This is a genomic window from Bacteroidia bacterium (genome assembly GCA_025056095.1).
GTDB lineage: Bacteria > Bacteroidota > Bacteroidia > JANWVE01 > JANWVE01 > JANWVE01.
The window spans coordinates 1-24,236 of record JANWVW010000006.1 but is presented as its reverse complement, the minus strand read 5'-3'; the positions used below and the strand labels follow the sequence as shown (position 1 = coordinate 24,236).

General features: G+C 37.4%; 28 protein-coding genes, 1 tRNA gene and 1 riboswitch. Of the genes, 18 read left to right on the top strand and 11 right to left on the bottom strand.

Annotated elements, in window-relative coordinates:
- Window positions 1-90: 90 nt before the first annotated feature.
- Window positions 91-1,161, bottom strand: a complete 1,071-nt coding sequence (locus NZ519_01070) for an ATP-binding protein (protein ID MCS7027330.1) — start codon at window positions 1,159-1,161, stop codon at window positions 91-93.
- Between the two features lie 184 nt (window positions 1,162-1,345).
- Between NZ519_01070 and NZ519_01065 the strand changes: the two genes are divergently transcribed.
- The 3 genes from NZ519_01065 to NZ519_01055 all read left to right on the top strand — a co-directional run bounded on the left by NZ519_01065 (window position 1,346) and on the right by NZ519_01055 (window position 3,196).
- A complete protein-coding gene (locus tag NZ519_01065; protein ID MCS7027329.1) occupies window positions 1,346-1,885 on the top strand; it encodes an OmpH family outer membrane protein in 540 nt (179 codons plus the stop codon).
- 13 nt (window positions 1,886-1,898) lie between these two features.
- Window positions 1,899-2,426 (top strand): OmpH family outer membrane protein, encoded by a 528-nt coding sequence (locus tag NZ519_01060; GenBank protein ID MCS7027328.1) that lies wholly within the window; start codon window positions 1,899-1,901, stop codon window positions 2,424-2,426.
- A gap of 101 nt (window positions 2,427-2,527) precedes the next feature.
- On the top strand, window positions 2,528-3,196 hold the full coding sequence (locus NZ519_01055; GenBank protein MCS7027327.1) for a DUF4290 domain-containing protein: 669 nt from the start codon (window positions 2,528-2,530) through the stop codon (window positions 3,194-3,196).
- 51 nt (window positions 3,197-3,247) lie between these two features.
- Here the strand turns inward: NZ519_01055 and NZ519_01050 are convergent, their stop codons facing one another.
- Window positions 3,248-3,619 carry a response regulator gene (locus NZ519_01050; GenBank protein ID MCS7027326.1) on the bottom strand — a complete coding sequence of 124 codons (372 nt, stop codon included), beginning with the start codon at window positions 3,617-3,619 and terminating at the stop codon, window positions 3,248-3,250.
- 112 nt (window positions 3,620-3,731) lie between these two features.
- On the opposite strand from NZ519_01050, the gene NZ519_01045 reads away from it, so the two are divergent.
- The 7 genes from NZ519_01045 (at window position 3,732) to dnaK (ending at window position 8,964) form a co-directional block, all read left to right on the top strand.
- Window positions 3,732-4,013 carry a chorismate mutase gene (locus tag NZ519_01045; GenBank protein ID MCS7027325.1) on the top strand — a complete coding sequence of 94 codons (282 nt, stop codon included), beginning with the start codon at window positions 3,732-3,734 and terminating at the stop codon, window positions 4,011-4,013.
- Between the two features lie 4 nt (window positions 4,014-4,017).
- Window positions 4,018-4,704: a redoxin domain-containing protein gene (locus NZ519_01040; GenBank protein MCS7027324.1), complete on the top strand. Its 687-nt coding sequence runs from the start codon at window positions 4,018-4,020 to the stop codon at window positions 4,702-4,704.
- 3 nt (window positions 4,705-4,707) lie between these two features.
- A complete protein-coding gene (locus NZ519_01035) occupies window positions 4,708-5,364 on the top strand; it encodes a protein-L-isoaspartate(D-aspartate) O-methyltransferase (GenBank protein ID MCS7027323.1) in 657 nt (218 codons plus the stop codon).
- Window positions 5,365-5,456: 92 nt separating this feature from the next.
- Window positions 5,457-5,951, top strand: coding sequence for a four helix bundle protein (locus tag NZ519_01030; protein ID MCS7027322.1), 495 nt, complete (start codon window positions 5,457-5,459; stop codon window positions 5,949-5,951).
- 62 nt (window positions 5,952-6,013) lie between these two features.
- A complete protein-coding gene (locus tag NZ519_01025; GenBank protein MCS7027321.1) occupies window positions 6,014-6,424 on the top strand; it encodes an Hsp20/alpha crystallin family protein in 411 nt (136 codons plus the stop codon).
- A 76-nt stretch (window positions 6,425-6,500) separates the two neighbouring features.
- Entirely contained in the window at window positions 6,501-7,010 is a 510-nt protein-coding gene (locus tag NZ519_01020) for a hypothetical protein (protein ID MCS7027320.1), read from the top strand.
- 49 nt (window positions 7,011-7,059) lie between these two features.
- Window positions 7,060-8,964 carry a molecular chaperone DnaK gene (gene dnaK, locus NZ519_01015; GenBank protein ID MCS7027319.1) on the top strand — a complete coding sequence of 635 codons (1,905 nt, stop codon included), beginning with the start codon at window positions 7,060-7,062 and terminating at the stop codon, window positions 8,962-8,964.
- A 121-nt stretch (window positions 8,965-9,085) separates the two neighbouring features.
- On the opposite strand, the gene NZ519_01010 is transcribed toward dnaK, so the two are convergent.
- Window positions 9,086-10,339: a T9SS type A sorting domain-containing protein gene (locus tag NZ519_01010; GenBank protein MCS7027318.1), complete on the bottom strand. Its 1,254-nt coding sequence runs from the start codon at window positions 10,337-10,339 to the stop codon at window positions 9,086-9,088.
- A 144-nt stretch (window positions 10,340-10,483) separates the two neighbouring features.
- A riboswitch (cobalamin riboswitch) is annotated at window positions 10,484-10,668 on the bottom strand.
- Between the two features lie 31 nt (window positions 10,669-10,699).
- Here NZ519_01010 and NZ519_01005 point away from each other — a divergent pair.
- Window positions 10,700-11,080, top strand: a complete 381-nt coding sequence (locus tag NZ519_01005; protein ID MCS7027317.1) for a hypothetical protein — start codon at window positions 10,700-10,702, stop codon at window positions 11,078-11,080.
- Window positions 11,081-11,172: 92 nt separating this feature from the next.
- Here NZ519_01005 and NZ519_01000 read toward each other — a convergent pair.
- Window positions 11,173-11,246, bottom strand: a tRNA-Arg gene (locus tag NZ519_01000).
- 110 nt (window positions 11,247-11,356) lie between these two features.
- On the opposite strand from NZ519_01000, the gene kbl reads away from it, so the two are divergent.
- A complete protein-coding gene (gene kbl / locus NZ519_00995) occupies window positions 11,357-12,556 on the top strand; it encodes a glycine C-acetyltransferase (GenBank protein MCS7027316.1) in 1,200 nt (399 codons plus the stop codon).
- 12 nt (window positions 12,557-12,568) lie between these two features.
- Here kbl and NZ519_00990 read toward each other — a convergent pair whose 3' ends face one another.
- Window positions 12,569-13,801, bottom strand: a complete 1,233-nt coding sequence (locus NZ519_00990; protein MCS7027315.1) for a cation:dicarboxylase symporter family transporter — start codon at window positions 13,799-13,801, stop codon at window positions 12,569-12,571.
- A gap of 45 nt (window positions 13,802-13,846) precedes the next feature.
- On the opposite strand from NZ519_00990, the gene NZ519_00985 reads away from it, so the two are divergent.
- Entirely contained in the window at window positions 13,847-14,509 is a 663-nt protein-coding gene (locus NZ519_00985; protein MCS7027314.1) for a TatD family hydrolase, read from the top strand.
- Window positions 14,510-14,528: 19 nt separating this feature from the next.
- On the opposite strand, the gene NZ519_00980 is transcribed toward NZ519_00985, so the two are convergent.
- On the bottom strand, window positions 14,529-15,143 hold the full coding sequence (locus tag NZ519_00980) for a helix-hairpin-helix domain-containing protein (protein ID MCS7027313.1): 615 nt from the start codon (window positions 15,141-15,143) through the stop codon (window positions 14,529-14,531).
- Window positions 15,144-15,267: 124 nt separating this feature from the next.
- Here NZ519_00980 and NZ519_00975 point away from each other — a divergent pair, with 124 nt between their 5' ends.
- Window positions 15,268-16,386: a tetratricopeptide repeat protein gene (locus NZ519_00975; protein ID MCS7027312.1), complete on the top strand. Its 1,119-nt coding sequence runs from the start codon at window positions 15,268-15,270 to the stop codon at window positions 16,384-16,386.
- 51 nt (window positions 16,387-16,437) lie between these two features.
- Here NZ519_00975 and NZ519_00970 read toward each other — a convergent pair whose 3' ends face one another.
- Window positions 16,438-16,614: a hypothetical protein gene (locus tag NZ519_00970; protein ID MCS7027311.1), complete on the bottom strand. Its 177-nt coding sequence runs from the start codon at window positions 16,612-16,614 to the stop codon at window positions 16,438-16,440.
- Here NZ519_00970 and NZ519_00965 point away from each other — a divergent pair.
- Window positions 16,604-16,744, top strand: coding sequence for a hypothetical protein (locus NZ519_00965; protein ID MCS7027310.1), 141 nt, complete (start codon window positions 16,604-16,606; stop codon window positions 16,742-16,744). The two genes, NZ519_00970 and NZ519_00965, sit on opposite strands and share 11 nt — an antisense overlap.
- Window positions 16,684-16,893: a hypothetical protein gene (locus tag NZ519_00960; protein MCS7027309.1), complete on the top strand. Its 210-nt coding sequence runs from the start codon at window positions 16,684-16,686 to the stop codon at window positions 16,891-16,893. Before NZ519_00965 ends, NZ519_00960 begins: the two co-directional genes overlap by 61 nt.
- On the opposite strand, the gene NZ519_00955 is transcribed toward NZ519_00960, so the two are convergent.
- The 4 genes from NZ519_00955 to lpdA all read right to left on the bottom strand — a co-directional run bounded on the left by NZ519_00955 (window position 16,837) and on the right by lpdA (window position 21,701).
- Window positions 16,837-18,357 (bottom strand): OmpA family protein, encoded by a 1,521-nt coding sequence (locus NZ519_00955; GenBank protein ID MCS7027308.1) that lies wholly within the window; start codon window positions 18,355-18,357, stop codon window positions 16,837-16,839. The two genes, NZ519_00960 and NZ519_00955, sit on opposite strands and share 57 nt — an antisense overlap.
- Before the next feature lie 49 nt (window positions 18,358-18,406).
- Window positions 18,407-19,066, bottom strand: coding sequence for a redoxin domain-containing protein (locus NZ519_00950; GenBank protein MCS7027307.1), 660 nt, complete (start codon window positions 19,064-19,066; stop codon window positions 18,407-18,409).
- A gap of 118 nt (window positions 19,067-19,184) precedes the next feature.
- On the bottom strand, window positions 19,185-20,213 hold the full coding sequence (locus tag NZ519_00945; GenBank protein MCS7027306.1) for an RluA family pseudouridine synthase: 1,029 nt from the start codon (window positions 20,211-20,213) through the stop codon (window positions 19,185-19,187).
- 90 nt (window positions 20,214-20,303) lie between these two features.
- The gene (gene lpdA / locus NZ519_00940; protein ID MCS7027305.1) at window positions 20,304-21,701 is read right to left on the bottom strand and encodes a dihydrolipoyl dehydrogenase; all 1,398 of its coding nucleotides are present in this window, start codon (window positions 21,699-21,701) and stop codon (window positions 20,304-20,306) included.
- Between the two features lie 118 nt (window positions 21,702-21,819).
- On the opposite strand from lpdA, the gene NZ519_00935 reads away from it, so the two are divergent.
- Window positions 21,820-22,941 (top strand): SPOR domain-containing protein, encoded by a 1,122-nt coding sequence (locus tag NZ519_00935; GenBank protein ID MCS7027304.1) that lies wholly within the window; start codon window positions 21,820-21,822, stop codon window positions 22,939-22,941.
- A gap of 4 nt (window positions 22,942-22,945) precedes the next feature.
- Window positions 22,946-24,103 (top strand): zinc dependent phospholipase C family protein, encoded by a 1,158-nt coding sequence (locus tag NZ519_00930; protein MCS7027303.1) that lies wholly within the window; start codon window positions 22,946-22,948, stop codon window positions 24,101-24,103.
- Window positions 24,104-24,236 lie beyond the last annotated feature (133 nt).

The following is a 24,236-nucleotide window of genomic DNA, read 5'->3' as shown; positions in this document are numbered from 1 at the left end:
TTTCTCTATATAAGTTGCAGATAAAATGAAAAATAAGATGAAAACAGTTCAATAATACGTAAAAATTAGTACACGGCGCATGTATTTTAATTAAGAGTTATGAGTAAGTGGAGAAGAGTATATATCTAGAGAAAATGAAAAAGTAGTTCCTACGTTGGGTTCGCTATATACTTCTATAGGTTCGTTATGGGCTTCTAAGATATGCTTAACGATAGAAAGACCTAAACCTGTACCTCCGCCTTCGCGTGAGCGGCTTTTGTCTACTCTATAAAAGCGTTCAAAAATACGGGGTAGATGTTCAGCAGCTATACCAATTCCGTTATCTTCTATACTAATTTTAACTTTACGAGTAGATACGTTAAAATAGATATTAGTTGTTCCCCCTTCTTTTCCGTATCGTATGGAATTAGAAATCAGATTAACAAAAACTTGCCTTATTCTTTCTTTATCCGCAATTACATACGTTTTACGGACCGCATCAGGGTTAACCATTTGTAGAGTAATTTTTTTACTTTTAGCTTGGAGATCTAAACTTTCTATCGTTTCAGCTACTAAATCATGAATTAAAAAAGGTTTCATTTCCATTTGCAACTGTCCTGTTTCTAACTGAGAGATAGCCATTAGGTCTTGAACTAAAGTAACTAACCTTTCAGCATTATTCATGGCTTTTTGTAAAAAGATGCGGTTAAATTTAGCGTCATCAATTGCACCTTCTAATAAGGTATCAATATAACCTTGTACAGCAAATATCGGGGTTTTAAGCTCATGGGATACATTTGCAATAAACTCCTTACGATATTGTTCCAGGTCTTTGAGTTTTTTTATCTCTTCACGGCTTTTATTTGCTAGTTCTATTATTTCATAGTTGATGTTTTCAAGTGGATCATTTTGAGTAACTTTTGTTTCAGGATAAGCAATACGCTCAAATTGATTGGCTTTTAGGGCAGCTATATTTTTGTATATTCTTCGTATGCGCCTGTAAAAAAAGAATTCTAACAAAAACAACAATACTGCACTGTTCAGCCCTGCTACTAAAATTGCAGATAGAATAGAAAAAAATACATTCATTTTCCCAATAAGGTGAACAGCTACTCCATTGGCTATCCCTACAATAACTGAGAATAGTACTACGGCATTAGTAGCAGATAATTTTTTGAGCATAGTTTTTTATGTGAATAGACGCATAGTATTACATCAAAAGTCTTAGCATGTTTATTGCAAAGGTATGTTCTTTTGTTTTTTTAATCAACTTTTGTACATTAAGATTTTGCAAAACGCAGTGTTGTATTTTCAAATTCTTTTTTGCAAATATAGAAAAACATAGTAGTTTTGCGTTTAGGTTATTATGAACAAACAAATTGTAGCTCTTGTGGTAGTAAGTGTAACTATCTTTGCTGCAGCTGCCCAGCCCATAAAACCCTTAAAAATAGGTTATACAAACGTGGATTACATAGTAAGTTTAATGCCTGAGGCTAAAAAAGTAGAAGAGGACTTGATTAAATACAAACAAGAACTAGAGGCAACTTTGAAGGCTAAATATGAAGCTTATGAAAACGCATTAAAGAGTTATTCTGAGGGTGTAAAGGCAGGAACTATATCAGGACCTACTAAACTCCAAAAAGAAAAAGACTTGCTTATTATGCAAGAAGAGCTGGGTAAGTTAGAAAAAAGCTCCGAAAGTCAATTAGCTCAAAAACAACAAGCTCTGCTACAACCTATATTAGACAAGGTAGACAAGGCTATAAAAGAAGTAGCCCAAGAAAACGGTTATACATATATATTCAATTCTGATGCAGGTGCAGGTACTACACCTATTCTTTTACATGGACCTGATGAGGGAAATATTACTGATTTGGTAAAGAAAAAATTAGGAATTAGCAAGTAAGGTTAATTGAATTATGTTCAAACATTTGGTTATTAGTACTTTATTATTTTGTTTTTGTACTGTTTATGCACAGTTTAAGCCTCTTAAAATAGGCTATACTAACGTAGAGTACCTTATTCAGCTCATGCCTGAACTAAAAATAGTAGAAAAAGATTATGCTACATATCGTTTACAGTTAGAAAATAAGCTCAAAGAACAATTAGCTGCGTATGAGAACAAGGTAAAAGAATATCAAGCTAAGATGTCCACAATGAACGAAGCTGCTAAAAAACAAAAAGAAGAAGAGCTGCTCAAAGAGCAGCAAGAATTGCTCAAGGCAGAAAGTCAAATGGAAGAAGAGCTTATTAAAAAAAATCAGGAGCTCATGCAGCCTTTGTATGAAAAATTAGATAAAGTAATCAAAGAAGTGGCAGTAGAAAATGACTATACTTATATCTTCAACACAGACGCAGGTTCAGGAACTTCGCCAATTTTGTTGTATGGTCCAGAGGAATTTAATATCACCGAACTAGTCAAGAAAAAACTGGGTATTACACGATAAACTGTTTGAAAAAGCTGTTTTTGAGTTAATTGGATTTGAAAACTAATGGATTTACTTTCACATTTAGAATAAAAACTAAATGGGTTAAATAACTAATAAGTATGATAGATGAGTATTTAAATGAAAAGCCCTTGCTATTCAAGGAATATGGCAGAAATGTTCAAAAAATGGTAGATGCAGCTATTCACTTACCTACCAAAGAGGAGCGTAACCTTGCAGCAAAAGAGATTATTCGTATTATGATGAACATCACTTTGAGTAGTGGTAATGGCGGAATCAGTAAAGATGACCTATTACCTAAGTTATGGCTGCATCTGATGCAAATGAGCGATTACAAGTTAGATGTGGATGTCCCCTATCCGTTACCTGAACACAAGCAGCCTTGTTATGTTAAATGCTACCAACCTTTACCTTATCCTAACCAGAACGCTGCTATGTTTAAGCAGTACGGAAGTATTGTACAAGAAATGATACAGAAAGCTATTGAAACCGAAGATGAAGAACTCAAAGCGGCACAGATCATGGTTATTGCTAATGTAATGAAACTTAATCATAAGCAATGGAGCAAAGACCACACTTTGAGTGATAGCGTTATTGCCCAACACATTTACGAAATATCCAAGGGAAAAATTGATATACGTGAGCAAGAGTTAGACATGAATCGATTTATCAAAGCCCGCGAAAATGAAAGAAATAGAAAGAAAAAGAAGAAGAAAAAATTCAAAAACAACTTTAATAATAAGGGGAAGAATAAATTCAAGAATTGGTGAGAGATAAAGAGGTACTTTTTGTATTGTTGGATTTAGTAAGATTAAACTTAATCAGCAAAGAGACAAACATTGCTTTATCATTTGGACTAGGTTAGCAGTTTCCGCAGGCTTGGGTAAAAAATAAAGATTCGGGGTATTCTTTATTATCTTTTCTATTTCGTCATTAAGCGTAGCGCTCATCATAATAATGGGAATAGGTTTATGTTTATGTATTTCTTGGGCGGTTTCAATTCCGTTCATCATGCCCAAAATATGGAAGTCCATTAGTATTACATGGGGTTGGTGAGTATGAAAACATCGCAAAGCGTCCTCGGAAGAGCTTACAATTCCACAGACTGAAAAGCCTGAACGCTCTACTTGGCGATTGAGAACAAAAGCCATAGCAGGTTCATCTTCTACAATAAGTACTTGAATATGTTTCATGTGAGATTGAGATTGATACGTGTGTTTGATAGTATGGTATATCTACCATACTATATACGAAATTAGTTGTTACAAAGTTACAAAAAATAAAAAAATGCTGTACTTTTATACTATGAGTATAAGCGATTTGGATATGCTAAGAGAAAAAGTACTAGAATTAGATAAAAAAATGATGGAACTACTATCTCGACGTTTAGAATATGCTGAAAAAATAGGAGAAGTAAAAAGAAGGGCTTGTATGCCCTACCAAGATCCTGAATATTTTAACTTTTCGCTCAAACAAAAGCAAGAGTATGGTCAAAAAATTGGCTTGGATGCTGCGGAAATTCAAGTTTTTTTTGAACTCTTACAAGATCTATCTATCAATAGAATGAAAAAAAATGTACCTTTGTAGTCTTATGAATCTGTATAAAACAAGTTTCTTTTTGTGCATATTTATTATAGGACATTTTCTTTGGGTTTTTGGGCAAAACTCAAACTCTGAAGTGCGAAAAATAGGAATTCTAAAAGGTGAGCTTGCACCTAACATTATTGCATTAGATAATCATGGGGATCCCTTTTTACTATCTTCAAAACTAAAAACTGCCCCTGCTGTAGTTGTGTTTTACAGTGGTCAGTGGTGCAAACCATGTACAGACGAGTTAAAACAGATTCAAAAAGAACTATATCCCAAACTTAAAGAAAAAGGGGTGCATCTTATTGGAATTACTTCCGAACTACCTGAAACAATTGACCAAATAGCTAAGAATCTAGGTATAGAATTTCCAATGATTCACGATAGAAGCCATCTAATTATGGATGCCTATAAAACTTCTATCAGTTATAATACAGCTGACGGAACTATTCCTGTGGAAGACTCTAATATGTTACACAGATACGCAGGTGAAAAGGATTACACAATTACCTTTACGGCTGTTTATGTGATTGGTAGAGGGGGTAAAGAAGGTAAGGAAAGGCATGTGTATTACGCAGATGTTAATCCTGACTTTAAGCCTAACCCAAAAATTGATGAAATTACCGCAGCAGTAGAGGAGGCTTTGCAATTTCATCTCAAACATCCTATAAAAAGAGAAGAAAACAAGTAAGATATGCCACGCGAAGATACCTATAAACTGAAAGGTCTAAGAAGACAATTAGTTGAAGAGTTGAGAAGAAAAGGTATCCAAGACGAAAGAGTTTTACAAGCTATAGAAAATGTGCCTCGGCACTATTTTGTTACACCGGGATTGGAGGAACTCTGCTACCAAGATCAAGCTTTGCCTACTTTGGCACGACAAACTATTTCGCAACCTTATACTGTAGCTTATCAAACACAGTACTTGAAGGTTCAAAAAGGAGATAAAGTACTAGAAATAGGCACAGGTTCGGGATATCAATCAGTAATCTTGGCTGCACTGGGGGCTAAAGTTTATACTATTGAACGTATTCCAATACTGTATGAACAAGCTGCTGCACTGCTGAGTACATTTGGTATGGATATCTACTGCAAACTTGGAGATGGTACATTGGGATGGGCGGAACATGCTCCTTTTGATAAAATTATTGTAACCGCAGGTTCACCTGATATTCCCCAAAATTTAGTAGACCAGCTCAAAGTTGATGGATTGATGATTATTCCTGTAGGAAGTAAAGAAGTTCAAGTAATGACTTTGGTAAGAAAAGTTTCTGATAAAAAGATTGAAGTAACCCATTTAGATACTTTTAGATTCGTGCCTCTCCTAGGCGAACAAGGTTGGACAGATTAGAAATTCCTTAAATTTTTTTCTACTATTGAAACAAAATTTCTAATATTGCCGTTACATTCATAAAAGAATAAACATAAACAAACACATAAAATATGAAAACAAGAATAGAACACTACAAAGATTTAGAGGTTTGGCAAAGAGCATTTCGCTTAGCTACCCAAGTGGCAAATAAGTACGAAAATACAGAGCTAGCTCAAAGAAGCCACATTATCAAAAACCTTATCGAAAAGTCGCTGCAAATTCCTGCACTTATTAGTGAGGGGTTTCTCAGAGGCGTACTACCAGAGTACGTAGCTTGCTTAAAGACAGCAAGACACATTGTATCTGAAATAGATATGACCTTGCAAATTCTACCTGCATTAAACATGGCTACAGAAGCTGAATTACAGGAACTCGTATCAGAATACGAAATTGTAGCCCGACAAATCTCTACCCTCACTAGTATCCTAAGTAAAAAGATGCAATCAAATAACAGACCTACTTACCCTCGCAGACACAGAAGCCAACATACTCACGGCAACCACTCCCAACAGCATCATCAAAGCACAGCTGGGGAAAATAAGCAAAAATCTGATTACGAAATATAAGACCAAAAGCATGACATTTTGTCATGCTTTTTTTATGGCATATTGATTGATAGAGTATAGGCATGAAAAATTATTCTTTTCAGCAAATTAACGAAAAATTCAACAAGTTTTTTAATGAAATTCAAAAAGAATTTTATTTTGAGAAAACAATAGATATAAACGCAAATATTGTATCGCTTCCTGACAGTTATGTCATTGAAGTAGAACTCCCTGGTGTAAGAAAAGAAGACATAAAACTTACACTAGAGGATGGACAGATTGTCATACAAGGTAAAAAGCAAAGAAAATCATACGAGCATGAAAAACTAATTCAAGTAGAACGCCAGCAAGGTGATTTCAAACGCACTTTCAAAATAGGCGAAAATATAAACCCCCAAAATATAAAAGCCAAATTTGAAGAAGGAGTACTGTATATTACCTTACAAAAATTAGAAATAGAAAAAGATAAAGAAACAACTATTGTGATTGAGTAGAAAATTCAGAAAAAAATTTGAAAAACTCAATAAGGCATTTAACTTTGCCCCCACAATCTTAAAAACTTTAACCACCATGTATAGGTACATTTTCAGTACTATTGTACTACCCGCACTAGTTCTAATAGCCGCTTGCGGGGATATCAAAAAACCTGATGTAAGTAAGCAAGAAGCAGAAACGCTAATTAAAGAATTTATGACACTTCGCTTGAATCAAGATTTCAATACTATTGTAAACGGTAGAAACAAAACTCCTTGTTTGAGTAAAAAATTTTTACAACGCTACACTCCCATAGAAAACCCCTACGATAAGAATAGGGGTACTCAACTCAACGAAGCAGTGTTAAGAGAAAAACTTTTCTTCATCAACGACCCTAAAATGGTTGATTACGAAATGAACGATGGCACCAACACTGATAAAAGTTTAGGCGCTCGCTTCGGTAGAGTATACACTGTAAAAATTAAACTCAAATATGAAGATGGCAGAGATGGCGGCTACTTAGTAGAGAGAATTGTGGTCGGCAAAGATGAAAACAAAATGCCTGTTATTGAGGAAATCGAATTGGTAGAAAGACAAGTTAAATAAACATAATTTTCATCTTTGCAAATTTTAATTAAAAGAAAGGATAGGTACTATGAGCAAAATTATCGGTATTGATTTAGGGACCACAAACTCCTGCGTGGCTGTCGTAGAAAACAACAAGCCCGTAGTAATCATCAATGAGGAAGGCTGGCCTACTACGCCTTCAGTAGTATCTTTCACAAACAATGGTAATGGTGAACGTAAAGTAGGTGAATCTGCCAAAAGACAAGCTATAATGTACCCAGAAACGACTATCTATTCCATAAAGCGTTTCATGGGTAGATTTTATGACGAAGTACTTGAAGAGATAAAAAATGTTCCTTACAAAGTAGTAAGAGGTAGCAACAACACTCCTCGCGTACAAATTGGTGATAGGCAATACACTCCCCAAGAAATCTCCGCAATGATTTTACAAAAAATGAAAAGAACTGCGGAAGAGTACTTGGGTCATGAGGTCAAAGATGCTGTAATTACTGTCCCTGCTTATTTCAACGATGCGCAACGCCAAGCTACTATTGAAGCAGGTCAAATAGCAGGGCTAAATGTAAGGCGCATTGTAAACGAACCTACCGCAGCAGCTCTAGCTTTTGGACTAGATAAACGAGATAAAGACCTCAAAATTGCAGTATATGACTTAGGAGGTGGTACGTTTGATATATCTATTTTAGAGTTAGGTTCAGGAGTATTTGAGGTTAAAGCTACTAATGGCGATACACATCTCGGAGGTGATGATTTTGATAAGGTCATTATTGACTGGATGGCAGAAGAGTTCATGAAAGATAACCCCAAAGTAGACCCTCGCAAAGACCCTATGGCACTTCAACGTCTACGCGATGAAGCTGAAAAAGCTAAAAAAGAACTCTCTACTAGCACTCAATATCAAATTATGCTACCTTACTTAATTCCCGTAGATGGAGTACCTAAAAACTTAGTAACTACACTTACTCGTGCTAAATTTGAACAGCTCACTGAACACCTTGTCAAAAGAACTATTGAACCTTGCCGCAAAGCCTTAGAAGATGCAGGGTTAAGACCCGAAGATATAGACGAAGTTATCCTTGTAGGCGGTTCTACTCGCATTCCTCGTATTCAACAAGAAGTAGAAAGATTCTTTGGTAAAAAACCTAACAAAAGTGTAAACCCTGATGAAGCCGTAGCACTAGGCGCCGCTATTCAAGGAGCTATCTTGAACAAAGAAATTCAAGGTATGGTACTTTTAGACGTAACACCCCTTTCTTTAGGCATTGAAACTCTCGGTGGTGTAATGACTAAAATTATCGAAGCTCAAACTACCATACCTGTAAGTAAGTCCGAAATTTTCACTACTGCAGCAGATAACCAAAGCTCCGTCGAAATTCACGTACTACAAGGTGAAAGACCTCTAGCTATCCAAAACCGCAGCCTAGGTAGATTCTATTTAGATGGCATTCCTCCTGCTCCAAAAGGTGTACCTAAAATACGTGTAAAATTTGATATTGATGCTAACGGTGTACTAAACGTAACTGCAACCGATGAAGGTACAGGTAAGGAGCAAAAAATTCGCATAGAAGCTTCTTCAGGCTTGACCAAAGAAGAAATCGAACGCATGAAAAATGAAGCCAAAGCAAACGAAGAAGAAGATAGACGCATAAGGCAAGAGATTGAAAAAATGAACCAAGCGGACAACCTCATCTACAACACTGAAAAACAACTCAATGAGTACAAAGACAAAATCTCCGAAGCTAACAGAAAAGCCATAGAAGCAGCACTCAATGAACTCAAAGAAGCCCATAAAACTCGCAATATACCTGGCATTGATGCTGCTACGGCTAAACTTAACCAAGCATGGCAAGCCGCTTCTATGGAAATCTATAATGCTGCTCAACAACAAAACAACACACAACAGCAAAGTACAGCCAGCAGCAACAACAAGAACGATAGCAACATCACAGACGCAGACTACGAAGAAATAAAATAATCTTCATTCAGAAAATTTTGTTGGGCGACCTGCTTCGCAGGTCGCCCAAAACTTTATTTGACCAGCTCAAACTTAAATTTCACACGCCCTGCTTGTATTGCAGCACTTTCAAGGGCTTTTTTTAATTTTTAACCAGTTTTGTTATGCTATTTTCAGTCCTTAAGTAGTACATTCCCGAAGGTAAGTTGCTAATATCCACCATTTGTGTACCTTTGTTTATCAGAAAAGTATTCACTCTTTGTCCAAGAACATCAAATAATTCTGCTATCACAGTTGAAGAAGCTTCCACCCATACATAACTTTGAGCAGGATTAGGATAGATAAATATAGGATTACTGTCAAATTTGTTTTCTGTTATGTCAGTTCCAATACCGTGTTGTAATACAATGCTTCTTGGTGCGACGCCTGTAGTAAAGAAATCCTGTAAGTTACCGAACTGGTCATATCTATTTACTTTGCCGAAGCTGAAGTAGTCAGTTATCCCGCAGAAAAATTGGTTATTAACATGGTCGTAGCAAATGGAGTAGAGGGCATCTGTATATACAGTGTCAATTACATTACCTGCAACAAGAGTTTGAGGTATTAAGTCAAAGCGTTTTACCCAGTATTTAGGAGTTGTGAAACTTCCATTTGTAGCTATAAAATACATTCGTTGCAAAGTAGTATCTACGGTCATACCGCCGTAGGAAATCAAGCCTGTTGTAACCGTTGTAATAGTAGAAGTCATTATGTCAATAGTTGTGATAGCGGAGTTAGTGAAGTTAGTAGTACAAAAGACATACAGCTTCGTACCATGAAAATACACATCTTGGGGATTAAGTGCTGTGGCGTACTGTTGCATAATAGTACCGTTAGAGAGATTGATAATAGCCAAAGTATCCTCTAATCCAAATCCATTGACGCATACTGCTGCTCTGTTTCCTGGCATAAAAGCAAATCCTTCCGAAGCACCTTTTAAGCCCACAGTACTCCACTTCAACATTTTTGTATTTAGACTGTAAGCTTGAAAATAAGGTGGAGTATCACGAGTTACGTATAAAATGCTGTCTTTCACTTTGGCTACTCTTACTCCTTCAATGAAAATGCTATCAATTTTTTGCATAGTAGCAGGATTGACCGTATAGACTACCGTATCATAAGCTGCGTACAATTTATTGTTTGCTAGGTACAAGGTTGTTCCAAAATAGCTAGGATTATGTACAGGTGTTGTGCTTGCACTGTAAGTAGGATAGTTTGTTTTAGTCAAGCTTCCGTTGCCTTTGCCGTAAGCACCTTCGTTGAGCACGTATATGTGCTGTAAAACAGTTTGTGCCTTGAGCACAGGTACTACAAGCCCTATGGCGAGTACCCCCAATAGATAGGATATTGTTTTCATAGTTTGTTTCTTTACCAGCATTATGCTGTTGTACGCGCTCTTGCTGTAAGCCAAAAGCTACAATAACGTAAGTAGAGCGTTCTTTAAAGCCAAGCTACGCCTTTTTCTTGCGTTACAGTACCTCTTGCTTAGACCGCGAAGCAGAGCGTACTAACCTGTATTACCAAGTATCCTGACTGAGAACTACTTTACACGCCTTCTCATGCTTGGGGTAAGCACAATGGCATAATGTGTAAAGCTTTTACGTTCATCACAGTTGCGCGACAGTGTAGGAATTTCACCTACTTCCATGAGTAATACAGGGCAACAGCAGTGCAAAGATAAAAAATATTTGTAATAATCAAGTTTATTGATATTTTTTTGGGCGTGTCCTTGCCCACACTTCGCTTGCGCTGGTGTGGGCAAGGTCGGCGTGCTTCGGGCTACGCTAACGCTTCGGTGCTTCGCTTCGCTCCGCACTGGGCTAACGCCCACCCTTCGCATGCCTCACGCAAAGGATCTCTGAAACCATCGTTTCTCTGTTTCTTATGCAAAGTTTTAGCTTGTAAGTACTTGTACTTCAAGCTTAAACAAGGTAAAGACATAACTGCACAGGTCAATTGCGTGAGGGGCATGAAGCATGCCCGTCAGGGCAGTACGAAGCGCAGCGAAGTACCGAAGCGAAGCGCAGTGCGGAATGCCCCGACCCTTGCGCAGCAAGGGGCACGCCCAAAAAATTATTTTCTTAAAATAAGTCAATAAAAAGTTACTACTTCTGTAAAAATCCCCTACAAAAAATAAAATGGCTTTTTAACCTCAAAGATTAAAAAGCACGACTGAAAACTGCTAACCTGTACACCCAACAGGACTCGAACCTGTAACCGACTGCTTAGAAGGCAGTTGCTCTATCCAGTTGAGCTATGGGTGCAAAATTTTCGGCAAAGATATAACACTATATCAAAAAATCCAAATGATATTTAACTGCTGTCTTTACATTGAAAACATTTTTTACTTAAATTTGTCATTATTCCACAAGCTATGTACGAAACCTTAAAACCTATATTAGAACAAGAAATTGAAAGCCTTAAAAATGCAGGGCTGTACAAAAAAGAACGTATCATCACATCAGCACAAGGTGCAGAAATTACTTTGGATACAGGTGCAAAGGTAATTAACTTTTGTGCCAACAACTACTTAGGCTTGTCTTCTCACCCGTTAGTGATAGAAGCAGCTAAAAAAGCTATTGACACACATGGCTTCGGCATGAGCAGCGTACGATTTATTTGCGGTACACAAGACATTCATAAAGTTTTGGAAAGAAAAATTGCCGAATTTTTAGGTACAGAGGATACCATTTTGTACGCTGCTGCTTTTGATGCTAACGGAGGCGTGTTTGAACCTTTATTCAACGAAGAGGATGCAATTATCTCTGATGCCTTAAACCATGCCTCTATCATTGACGGAATTAGATTGTGTAAAGCAGAACGCCATAGATACGCCCACGATAACATGCAAGAGTTGGAAGAAATACTCAAAAAAACTCAACATAAAAGACACCGAATCATAGTAACCGATGGTGTATTTTCTATGGATGGAACGATTGCACAATTAGATAAAATTTGTGATTTAGCGGATAAATACAAAGCTTTGGTCATGGTAGATGAATGCCACGCCACAGGCGTCATAGGCAAAACAGGTAGAGGTACGATTGAATATCGCAATGTAATGGGCAGAGTGGACATTATTACAGGTACACTAGGTAAGGCACTCGGCGGCGCATCAGGAGGCTTTACTACGGGAAGAAAAGAAATTATAGACATTCTTAGACAGCGTTCTAGACCTTACTTGTTCTCAAATACCTTAGCCCCTTCAATCGTAGGTGCAAGTATTGCCGTTTTTGACCTACTCTCTTCAACCACAGAATTGAGAGATAAACTAGAAAGAAACACAAAATACTTCCGTGAAAAAATGACTGCTGCAGGATTTGACATCAAACCAGGCACACATCCTATTGTACCTATCATGCTCTACGACGCTAAATTAAGCCAAGTTTTTGCAGATAAGCTGCTTGAAAAAGGAATTTATGTGATAGGTTTCTATTATCCTGTTGTACCACAAGGACAAGCCCGTATACGCGTACAAATATCCGCCGCACATGAACAACATCATTTAGACAGAGCTATACAAGCGTTTACAGAAGTGGGCAGAGAACTCGGCGTGCTTAAACAAGCTACCTAAAAAGCCTAACTCTCACTGACTAATCAATTCTTTTTCCCATTTGGATACTACTGCCGTAGCCACAGCGTTTCCTATTACGTTTGTGGCGCTTCTGCCCATATCTAGTACTTGATCTACACCTAATAAAATCAGTAATCCTTCCACAGGAATACCAAACATAGCACAGGTACCTGCAATAACAACTAAGGACGCCCGTGGAACCCCCGCCATGCCTTTACTAGTAATCAATAAAGTCAGCATCATGGTAATCTGCTGGGCAATAGTCAAATGTATGTTATATGCCTGAGCAATAAATACAGTGGCAAAGGTCATATACATGATAGAGCCATCTAAGTTAAATGAGTACCCTAAGGGCAAAACAAAGGTAACAATCCGAGAACTACATCCAAATCTTTCTAATCCCTCTACTGTTTTAGGAAAAGCAGCTTCAGAACTAGCTGTACTGAACGCTAATAAAATAGGTTCTTTGACATGCTGAATAAGCCTCCAAAAAGGTATTTTAGCTATCCAACAGATAATTTGTAAAATAATGAATATAAAAATTAACAGACCTGCAAAAAAGCATAAAATAAGGTAGAGATACCCTTTCAAAATTCCTATACCTTGCGCACAAACTACTGCACTAATTGCCCCAAATACACCAAACGGCGCAAACTGCATGACATAGTGTGTAATTTTGAACATTACTTGAGCTACGGCATCCATAAACTTAATGATAATTTGTCCTGTTTCTCCGATGCTTGCCGTAGCTATCCCAAAAAATAAAGAAAAAACTACGATAGGTAAAATTTCATTATTTGCCATAGACTCAACTACACTTTTAGGAAAAATATGAGTAATAAAATGGGATAACGTTGTTTTTTTAGCCGCTATTTCTACTTCCGAACCTTTGGAAGGTAACTCTATATGCATTAAATAGCCAGGCTGCGCTACATTTACTAACACTAAACCTAAACTTAGTGCTAAAATAGTAGCAATCTGAAAGTATATAATCGTTTTTAGCCCAATTCTACCTACGGTCTTGAAATCTCCCAATTTTGCTATACCTACAACCAAAGTTGAGAATACTAACGGCGCAATAATCATCTTAATCAACCGCAAAAAAATATCACTTAAAATTTTAACCCGATCTACAAAAATTTGATAGTCTGCTTTTTCAGGATAAAATTCCCGATATAGGTAGCCCACTATTATTCCTAATATCATTCCTAAAAATATCTGTGTGGTTAGTTTCGGTTTTCGCATAACAAGCAAAGGTAAAAGATTATTTCTAAAATGCTACATTTGTCTATGTTTTACAATACTCATTGTCATTTTTTGCAGAAACATCCTCATGAGATAAGTATATACAACCTTTTTGGCGATGAAACTGAAATACCTCAATCTTTTTTTTCGGCAGGTTTTCATCCTTGGCAAATGCTGCCCGAGGATAGAATAGAGTACTATCAAACCTGCTTAGTTCCTAAATGGCAAAATGAACACTGTGTTGCAATAGGTGAAATAGGACTAGACAAAGTAAAAGGCATAGATTGGCAAATTCAAATTTATCGCTTCAAAGCTCAATTAAACATGGCTAAAAAGTTTGATAAACCCGTTATTATTCACTCTGTAAAAGCTTATTACGAAGTTTTATCTATTCTCAACCAAGTTAAGTGGGACAAGCCCTATATTTTTCATGGATTTAACAAGTCCTATACGTTAGCCAAAGATTTATTACAAAAAGGTGCTATGCTTTCATTCGGTATGGCTTTGGATGATAACAGGTTTATAAAACAAGTTTTTATGCCCGTATGGAAAGAATACCCTGCACAAATCTTATTAGAAAGTGATACTAACCCTATTCCCATTCAGGTTTTATATCAAAAAATTGCAGATAACTTGAATGTTCCTCTATCAGTAGTTTGCCAGGTAATCCAAAACACGGTTGAAAAAACTTTTGGTCATTTGAGTTAAGTGTAAGCTGCTACCATCGTTATATTTGATAATATATTTGCCAGCACGATAGCCATTGTTCATCTATTCCTTCCACATTTTGTAGAACCTCCTGCCACGAAGTAATTTTTTTACCTTGTTTTTTGAGAAATTTGCGATACTTTATGAAAGATTTAGCTATATCATACGTAAAACCTGGCATTCTGAACAAAGATTTATCTTCTACTTCATTTAACTCTATTTTTTGAACTTGCTTGTAAGCATCACTTTCCACATAACAGTGTTGCTGCAAACGATGCACAATTTCAGGATATAAACCAATACAAGCTAATTGTCCAATGCTGTGAAAGATTTTAATCTTACGCCGTACCTGTAAAATTTTTTTTGCAGTTTTTTCGCCTACTCCGCGTATCTGTACCAATTGAAGAGAGTCGCAAGTATTCAAATTTATTTTTTCAAAGTTACTTTTTTTATCGCTCAAATTTGTACTTTGTTCTGAAAAAAGTAAGTTATCATTATTGCTTAGAGTAGATTTATCTTCTTGCTTGGGGGCTTCTTGCTTGGCAAGGTACTTAATAATGCTGTCTTGGTCAATTTGTATTTTTTCTTTATTGAGAAAAATAAATCTTGGCAAACTTACAGTAAGAACTATCAAAATAAAAATTGTAAAAATGCCTATTTTTTCTGTCCTGCTAAATATAAAATAGTGCTTAAAAGACATACTTCAAATATAGAATTCTTTCTTTTATTTGAGTAAAAATCTTGTTATTTTTGCTAATATGACAAGGTTGTATGGATTACTTTGTGGAATGCTTGTAGGCTTTTGTTTTATATATGCTCAGACTGCGGAAGAGTATATAGAAATGGCTAAAAAGCGCCGTAACATTGGAGATTACAATGGCTGCTTAGCAAATCTAAATAAAGCAGCAGAGATAGAACCCAATAATCCTAAAATATATGGTATCCGTGCAAATACCAAAATGATGTTGCAAGATTACAAAGGAGCGATTGAGGACTACAATAAAGCACTGGAATTAGATAAAACATACGCCAAAGCTTACGGCGGGCGTGCTTTTGCAAAATATGCTATGCGAGATTTCGAAGGCGCAGCCCAAGATTACAACAAAGCTATTGAACTAGCGCCCAATGACGCCGCAGCGTACAGTTGGCGCGGTTTCTTATCTTATGCAAATAAAAAATACCAAGAAGCACTTGCAGATTACAACAAAGCTATTGAACTAGAACCACTTGATTCAAAACTTTATGCAGATAGAGCTATGGTCAAAATTGCCCTCAATGATAAAGAGGGCGCTATGCAAGACTTTAATCAAGCTATCAAAATAGATCCATTTTATGCTAAAAATTATCGTGATAGAGCTGCACTCAAAATTGAGAACAACGATTTGAAAGGCGCACTAGAAGACTACGACCAAGCTATTTTACATGCCCCCAAACAAACTCGTTACTACATAGAAAGAGGAAATATACAACTCAAGCTCAAATCTATCAAAAACGCTATTGACGACTTTACAAAAGTAATAGAACTTGCTCCCACAGATATAGCCGGTTACTATCACAGAGGCTTAGCGCTCATGATGGAACAAAGCTATAACGCTGCATCAGTAGATTTTGAAAAGGTAATTTCTATGAATCCTAAATATGTGGATGCTTACATCCATCTTGGTATATGTCTTTCGGCTATGAATAAGCACAAAGAAGCCATACAAAATTTTGATAAAGCAATAGAGTTAGATAACAAAAATCCAAAAGCTTACTTTGGGCGAGGAATTGCTAGAGCTTCACTTAAAAACAATGTGGGCGCTTGTGATGACCTTAAAAAAGCCCAAGAACTAGGATACAGTGAGGCGCTGAATGCCATCAATAACATGTGCGAATGAATTTGTCAAATTTATGCAGCAATAGAGTTTATGTACTTGTGTCTTGTAGTTTTAAAGTAATTTAATTTTTTGGGCGTGCCCCTTGCTGACGCAAGGGTCGGGGCATTCCGCACTGCGCTTCGCTTCGGTACTTCGCTGCGCTTCGTACTGCCTAACGGCATGCTCCATGCCCCTCACGCAGATGACCTGTGCAGTTATCTCTTTACCTTGTTTAAGCTTGAAGTACAAGTACTTACAAGCTAAAACTTTGCATAACACACAGAGAAACGATTATTTCAGAGATCCCTTGCGTGAGGCATGCGGAGGGTGGGCGTTAGCCCAGTGCGGAGCGAAGCGCAGCACCGAAGCGTCAGCGTAGCCCGAAGCACGCCGACCTTGTGGGCTTTTGCCCACAAGGGCACGCCCAAAAAATTAAACTTAACTTTTTACTTAAACATACTTTGCATAAGGCTACTTAATAAACGCCATTTCTACTCTACGATTCTTTCTTCTTCCTTCTTCATTTGAATTATCTGCAACAGGCTTGGTATCACCGTATCCCTTTGTCTTCAATCTATCAGCAGCTATGCCATTATCTATCAAATATTTTGCTACTGCTTTTGCACGCTCTTCTGACAACCTTTGATTAGCTTCAGGAGTACCTTGATTGTCTGTATGTCCAATAATTTCAGCTTTTAAGCTTGGGTTTTTCTTCATGATTTCTACCATTTTATCCAGCTCAATTTTTGACGCAGGGAGTAAGACTGCTTTTCCTGTTTCAAAGAGTATATTGTTGAATGTGGCAGTTTCGCCTACAAGAGGCTTGAGTAATATATCTCGGGGATACGTACCAGAACCTGCATATTGGTCAATGTAATAGCTTTCTGAGAATGGAGCGTATCCTTCTGCTTCTACAAATAGACCGTAGTTGTTTCCACCTTGCATTACCACAAGGTACTTACCATTATCTGAGTTAGCATCAAATTCATTGATTTTTTCACCTTTGGTAAGGTTCATGAGAGTAACCTTTGCGCCTATGGGTTTGAGGGTTTTTGCATCTTTGACAAAACCTGTTAAGGTTACGATTACTTGTTTGCTGCCTGCAAACATATTTATCATGTATAGGTCATGTTCGCCAAAACCGCCATCTCTATTGGAAGCAAAGTAGCCCCTATTTCCATCAGGAGAGAGAATAAAATACTTGTCATCTAGCTCTGAACAGATAGGATCGCCCATGTTTACAGGCGTAGACCATTCATCTTTTTCGGGGTCATAAACAGACCTGAATACATCATAACCGCCTAAACCCGGTCTGCCATTTGTACTAAAAAATAGTGTTCTATTATCTACATGAATGTATGGAGTAGCTTCGGATTCAGGAGTGTTGATTTTGTTAATAGGTCTAGCAGGCTGCCACTTACCATCAGGTCCTTTTTTCGACCACCAAATGTCTGTCAGTCCCTTTCCGCCGGGTCTGTTGCTTGCAAAAAATAGCATAGTACCATCTGCTGAAATGCTGGGTTGAGAGTCCCAATAAGGGCTATTGACTGTAGGTGGTAGTCTTTCGGGTGGGGACCACTGTTTGCCTTTGAGAGTAGAAACGAATATATCGCAATTGTTACCATCATCTAAATTTCTCACATAATAAATTTTTTGTCCATCAGCAGAGATGCAACCACTTCCTTCTGTACCAGGTGTATTTACAGGTGCGCCCACATTGTAAGCTACTCCCCACCTTACACTGTCTATTTTTTCTGTAATCCAGAAATCTTCCGCACCCAACCCACCTGGACGATAGGAAACAAACAGTATCATCTTTTCATCAGCAGTAATAGTGGGCTGGTAATCCTCGTAAGAGGAATTTACATTTTTGCCAAGATTGACAATCTTACCGTATTTAGAACGACCTGGCGTCTGTGCTTGAATTATTGAAGCACAGAGAATGCTTAGTACAATAAGGACGTGGTATTTCATCATATTCTTTTTTCCCATAAACAAATTTGATTGATTGACGTAGAGATAGGTTTTTGATTTATTAATTTTATTCCTTTTTCATACCTAACTCTTTGAGCTTGTTGATAATGTAGCGAACGCCTGCAGTTAGTTCATAATTTTTATTTAACCAGATGGCTGCTACTCTTCTATCCCTGCCTATTACGTAAGTGCAGGAAACAGGTAAGGTATAAAATTCTTCGTCAGGATTCTTTTTCAAAGTAATATTCATTTTTTTGAATTTCGCCACCATGTCTTCGGTTACACGGTAAGAAACCTTATAGGCATCCATGATTAAGTGGCTTCGGTCATGGATAATAGGAAAGGTTGCGCCTGTTTCTTCTACCATTTTATCAATCTCTTCATAACTATCAGCAGTAACAGCAATCAAAAAAGCACCTTTTTCTGTAATGTATTTGAGAGAGTCTTGGATATCTCTAATTTGCTTACGAGCTACAGGATCCCAGCGTCCTCCATAAAATAGAATTACTGCAGGTCCTTTTTTAAGTAAGTTCAAAAGAAAAATAGGGTCAGCATGATTGTCCAAAGCTGTAATTGGAGGTGCTTTTTGCCCTATCTCTAAACCTGTAGGAAACTTATTGGCTTCAAGTCTTGGTGGAGTTAAACCTATAACACCTCCCTGCGCCCAAGCGCATTGCACATTAAAAACTACAAATCCTATAAGTAAGCCTAATACCACTCTTTTCATACTCATTGCAAAAATACAAATTTCAAACTCAAAGATAAAAATATTTTACAGTATTTACAAATTAAGCTACAAACCAGGGCAGATACTTTCAGTCATAGGTTTTTAATAAATATGCCAATCAAGAAATCAAATTTTTATATTTTCTCCATTTTTGAATGAGATTCTCCATGTCCTCAGGTAAGGGCTGCTCAAAATAAAGTTTTTTATACGTTTCAGGGTGAATAAATCCCAAAGTGTGAGCATGTAGTGCTTGCCTTGGACATAACTTAAAGCAATTTTCAATAAACTGCTTGTATTTTTGTGTAATCTGACCATATAGTATCTTATCTCCTCCGTAGTTTTCATCCCCAAAAAGAGTATGCCCAATATGCTTCATGTGAACTCGTATTTGATGTGTTCTACCTGTTTCTAATTGTAAAGAAAGCAAAGTTGTTTCTCCGAAACGTTCTAAAACTTGGTAATGTGTAACGGCATGCTTACCCTGCTGGGGGTCCCTGCTTACAGCATACACTTTTCTATCCTGCGAAGCTCTGACAATATTTCCTACTACTGTGCCTCTATCTTGCTTGACATCTCCCCAAACTAAAGCAATGTATTTACGCTCTATAGTATGTTCAAAAAATTGTTTAGCTAATTTCACCATAGCCAATTCGCTTTTAGCCACAACTAATAAGCCACTAGTATTTTTATCTATCCTATGAACTAATCCTGGTCTATACTCTTTGCCCTGTGAACTAGGTAGTTGATTAAAATACCACATCAAACCTTGTACTAACGTGCCATGATAATTCCCTACGCCAGGATGCACCACTATACCCGCAGGTTTATTAACAACAATCAAATGCTCATCCTCATACACAATATCCAAAGGTAAATATTCGGGTTCGCACTCAGGTGGAGGAGGAGTAGGTAAAACTATACTAATAACATCATTCGGTTTGACTTTATAGCTTGCCTTAACAGGCTTCTCATTGACACGAATGCACTCTGCTTCCGCAGCGTACTTAATTTTAGTACGCGAAGTTTTATTCCCTAACCTATGTGCCAAAAAAACGTCTATGCGAATAGGAGATTGTCCAGGATCTACTTTTATCCGATAATGTTCATAACCTTCATTTTCTGTTTCCAAAACCTCATTCTCTGCCATAAGCTATAGTTTTGACATAAAGTAAGTGGGCTATATAAGCTTAGCCCACTTATTGTAGATTCGAATTTATCAAAAAATGATTGTTAGCGCTTATATGTGAATTACTTCGCCGTAAGCATCTGCTGTAGCTTCCATAATGGCTTCGGAAAGCGTGGGATGAGGATGTACAGATTTAATAATCTCATGTCCCGTAGTTTCTAACTTACGTGCTACCACAGCTTCTGCAATCATATCTGTAACTCCTTCGCCTATCATGTGGCAACCTAACCATTCTCCATACTTGGCATCAAAAATTACTTTAACTAAGCCCTCACTTTTACCTGATGCCTTTGCTTTACCCGATGCAGTAAAAGGAAATTTACCTACTTTAATCTCGTAGCCTAGTTCTCTTGCTTTCTTCTCCGTTAGACCTACGCTAGCTACTTGTGGTGTACAGTATGTACATCCAGGTATATTGCTGTAATCCAATGGTTCTACGGGCAAACCCTTAATCTTTTCTACGCAAATAATTCCTTCAGCACTAGCTACATGAGCTAGCCAAGGTCCTGTACCATTAACGTCCCCTATTGCGTAAATACCTGGTACATTAGTCTGATACCACTGATCTACTTGTATCCAACCTGCCTTGTTTGTAGCCACTCCCACATTTTCTAATCCTAGTCCCTCTGTGTTGGGCGCAACGCCTACTGCAGAAAGCAATACATCCGCTTCAATAGTTTCTACCCCTGAAGGAGTTTTGACGTACGCTTTAACTCCGTTAGGTGTATGTTCTACCTTCTCAACTACACTTTCTGTCTTAATTTCCATACCATTTTTTCGGTAAATGCGCTCCAAAGTGCGAGAAATCTCTTCGTCTTCTGCAGGTAAGATATTTTTTTGCAATTCAATTAAAACTACTTGCGTACCGATACTATGATAGAAATACGCAAACTCCACCCCAATAGCTCCTGCACCTACAATAATCATCTTTTTAGGTTGAGTAGAAAGCATCATTGCTTCGGTAGAAGAAATAATCTTTTTACCATCAATTGGCATAGAGGGAAGAGAACGAGGTTTAGCACCCGTAGCAATGATAATATGCTTAGCTGTGTAGGTAGTTACTTTTCCACTATCATCTTTTACACTCACGCTTTTATCTTTATTAAATGTAGCAGCACCTTTAATTACATTTATTTTGTTTTTCTTCATTAAAAACTCAATACCTTTGCTCATACCTTCTGCAACCTCTCTGCTGCGTTTTATCATTCCTGCAAAATTAGGCTTAGCTTCTACCACGTCTATACCGTAGTCTTTGGCATGAGCAATGTATTGAAACACGTCTGCACTTTTGAGTAGAGCTTTGGTAGGAATACAACCTACATTTAAGCATACTCCGCCAAGTTTATTTTTTTCAATTAGTCCAACGGAGAAACCTAACTGTGAAGCGCGTATGGCAGCTACATAGCCCCCAGGTCCTGCGCCAATGACAAGGATATCAAAATTGTTCATACTTCTGTTTAGCTTGACAAAATTAAGAAAATATTACAGCATACAAATTCTCATCCTACAAATTGGATTAAACTGCAAATAATTTTGTTTCTCTATTAGTCTGTATTATATTTGAACTATGATACCTGCCAAACTAATAGCAGAGTACTTTTATGAATTTAAAAAAGTATCTTTCGAAGGAATAGGCACACTAGAACGCAAGCATACTCCTGCTAAATTAGATGTAGCAGCTAAAGTTTTTATCCCCCCTAAAATGTACATTGAGTTTAGCAAAGAAGTTACAAACAGCAAAGATTTTATACGCTACCTTTGTATAACCCAAAATATTACAGAAAAACAAGCTCAAATTAAAGTAGAAAAGTTTATTTCAGAACTTAAAGCCGTTTTAGAAACTCAATACGAGTACCAATTAGACAAGCTAGGCAAGTTCAAGTATAACCCTGACACTAAAGAAATCTCTTTTGAGCAAAATCCTGATGCTTTCGCAGATAATCCTTTGTATTTTGGACTCGGTGAAGCTCACTTTATCTCTTCAACTCGCTCTACACTTACGCCTCAAAATAGCTCAGAAAAAAAACAAAAACCTACCGAAGAAGCTCAAAAAATAGGTAGTCAATCCATCACAACCACTCAACCAGCTAAAATCACTGCACAGGAACTAAAAATGAGTTTAGCAGAAATGGAAGAAAAAGAAAAAATCCAAAAAGAGCAACAAAAAAAAGTAGAAGCCCCTGTTCTGATCCCGATTGTTTTAACTGTTGGAATGGGGCTTCTATTCGTTAGTATATTTATGTTCGGCTTGAGCTATTTCTTTCCTTCTCTTGATGCTCTGCATATCTACCACCACACAAAAATAGACTCTGCAAAAAATCAAGCAGTGTATCTAGATACAACAAAAAGTACAGTGCATAAAGACTCTACACAAAAAGTATCAATCGAAAACCAAACTCCAACCCCTCCTACAAGTAATCTACCAACCCGTAGCGATATTGTTAATGAAGCTGGCAATGCAAATGGCTCTTATTATATTATTGCAGGTTCTTTCACTAGCTTTGAAACAGCCAACAAACAAATAGAAAAATGGCGAAACAAAGGCTTTGAAGCCCATTTGCTCGTTTCGCCCCAAGGTAGATATAGACTTTATCTCTCTCAAACAAACAACGAGCAAGATGCAGTAAATATGTTAGCAGAACTCAAATCTAAAACAGGTAAAAAAGACCTATGGATACTATACCAATGATACTATGAAAAAGCTACTTTTTGTTTTAACCTTAATTCTGATAAGTTACACAGCGTACAGCTGGGGCTTTTGGGCGCATCAACGCATCAACCGAATAGCAGTCTTTACTTTACCCGCCGAAATGATTCCTTTTTATAAGGCACATATTGAATTTATCACTGAACATGCTACAGACCCAGACAGTCGTAGATATGCAGTAGAATATGAAGCCCCAAGACACTTTATTGATATTGACCACTATGGCAAATATCCTTTTCTTAATGTACCACGCCAATGGGAAGACGCCAAAGCAACCTACACAGAAGATACTTTAATCACTTATGGAATTGTGCCTTGGCATATTCAAGTTAGCTTAGCACAACTGACAAATGCTTTCAAAGAAAAAAATCTTGAAAAAATTCTCAAATACAGTGCAGAGTTAGGGCATTATGTAGCAGACGCACACGTACCCCTGCACACTACTGAAAACTACAATGGTCAGCTTACAGGGCAAAAAGGAATTCATGGCTTTTGGGAGTCTCGTTTACCTGAACTCTTTGGAGAAACGTACAACTTTTTTGTTGGAAAAGCATATTTTATCAAAAATACCTTAGAGGAGGCTTGGGCAACTGTTTTGGAATCGCATGCAGCTTTGGATAGTGTATTATCTTTTGAAAAAGAGTTGAGCAAGGTCTTCCCACCTGATAAAAAATACAGTTTTGAAAATCGTAATGGCGTACTAGTAAAAGTCTATTCAAAAGAATTCTCGGCTGCTTATCATAGTCGCTTAAATGGACAGGTAGAGCGCCGTATGCGTAAGGCTATTTTGCGAATAGGTTCATTTTGGCGCACTGCATGGGAAAAAGCAGGCAAACCTGACTTAATTGAACTAGCCAAAGAAAGATTATCCGCTGCGCAGCTGAAAACAATTGAACAAGAGCAAGCTCTGTGGAAAAAGTATGCTCAAAATCCTCTGCAAAAAGACCGAGAAAGTGTATTTATAGAGCTAATAGGCAAAGTGGAGTCTTCTCATGAGCATGAGTGTTGTGTTTTGAGCTATCACAAAAGCAAGGTAAAGCCACAAAAAACCACATTGAGCGCAAAGCACTTTTGGGAATGTATCATTGAAAAAATTTTTAAATGGATATATTTTCTTTGCAAGGTAGTAGGTTATGAAGGATGATATATTTTTCTTTTTTTGGGCGTGCCCTTGCCCATACTTCGCTGCGCTTGTATGGGCAAGGTCGGCGTGCTACGGGCTACGCTATCGCTTCGGTGCTGCGCTTCGCTACGCACCGTGCTGACGCACGCCCTTC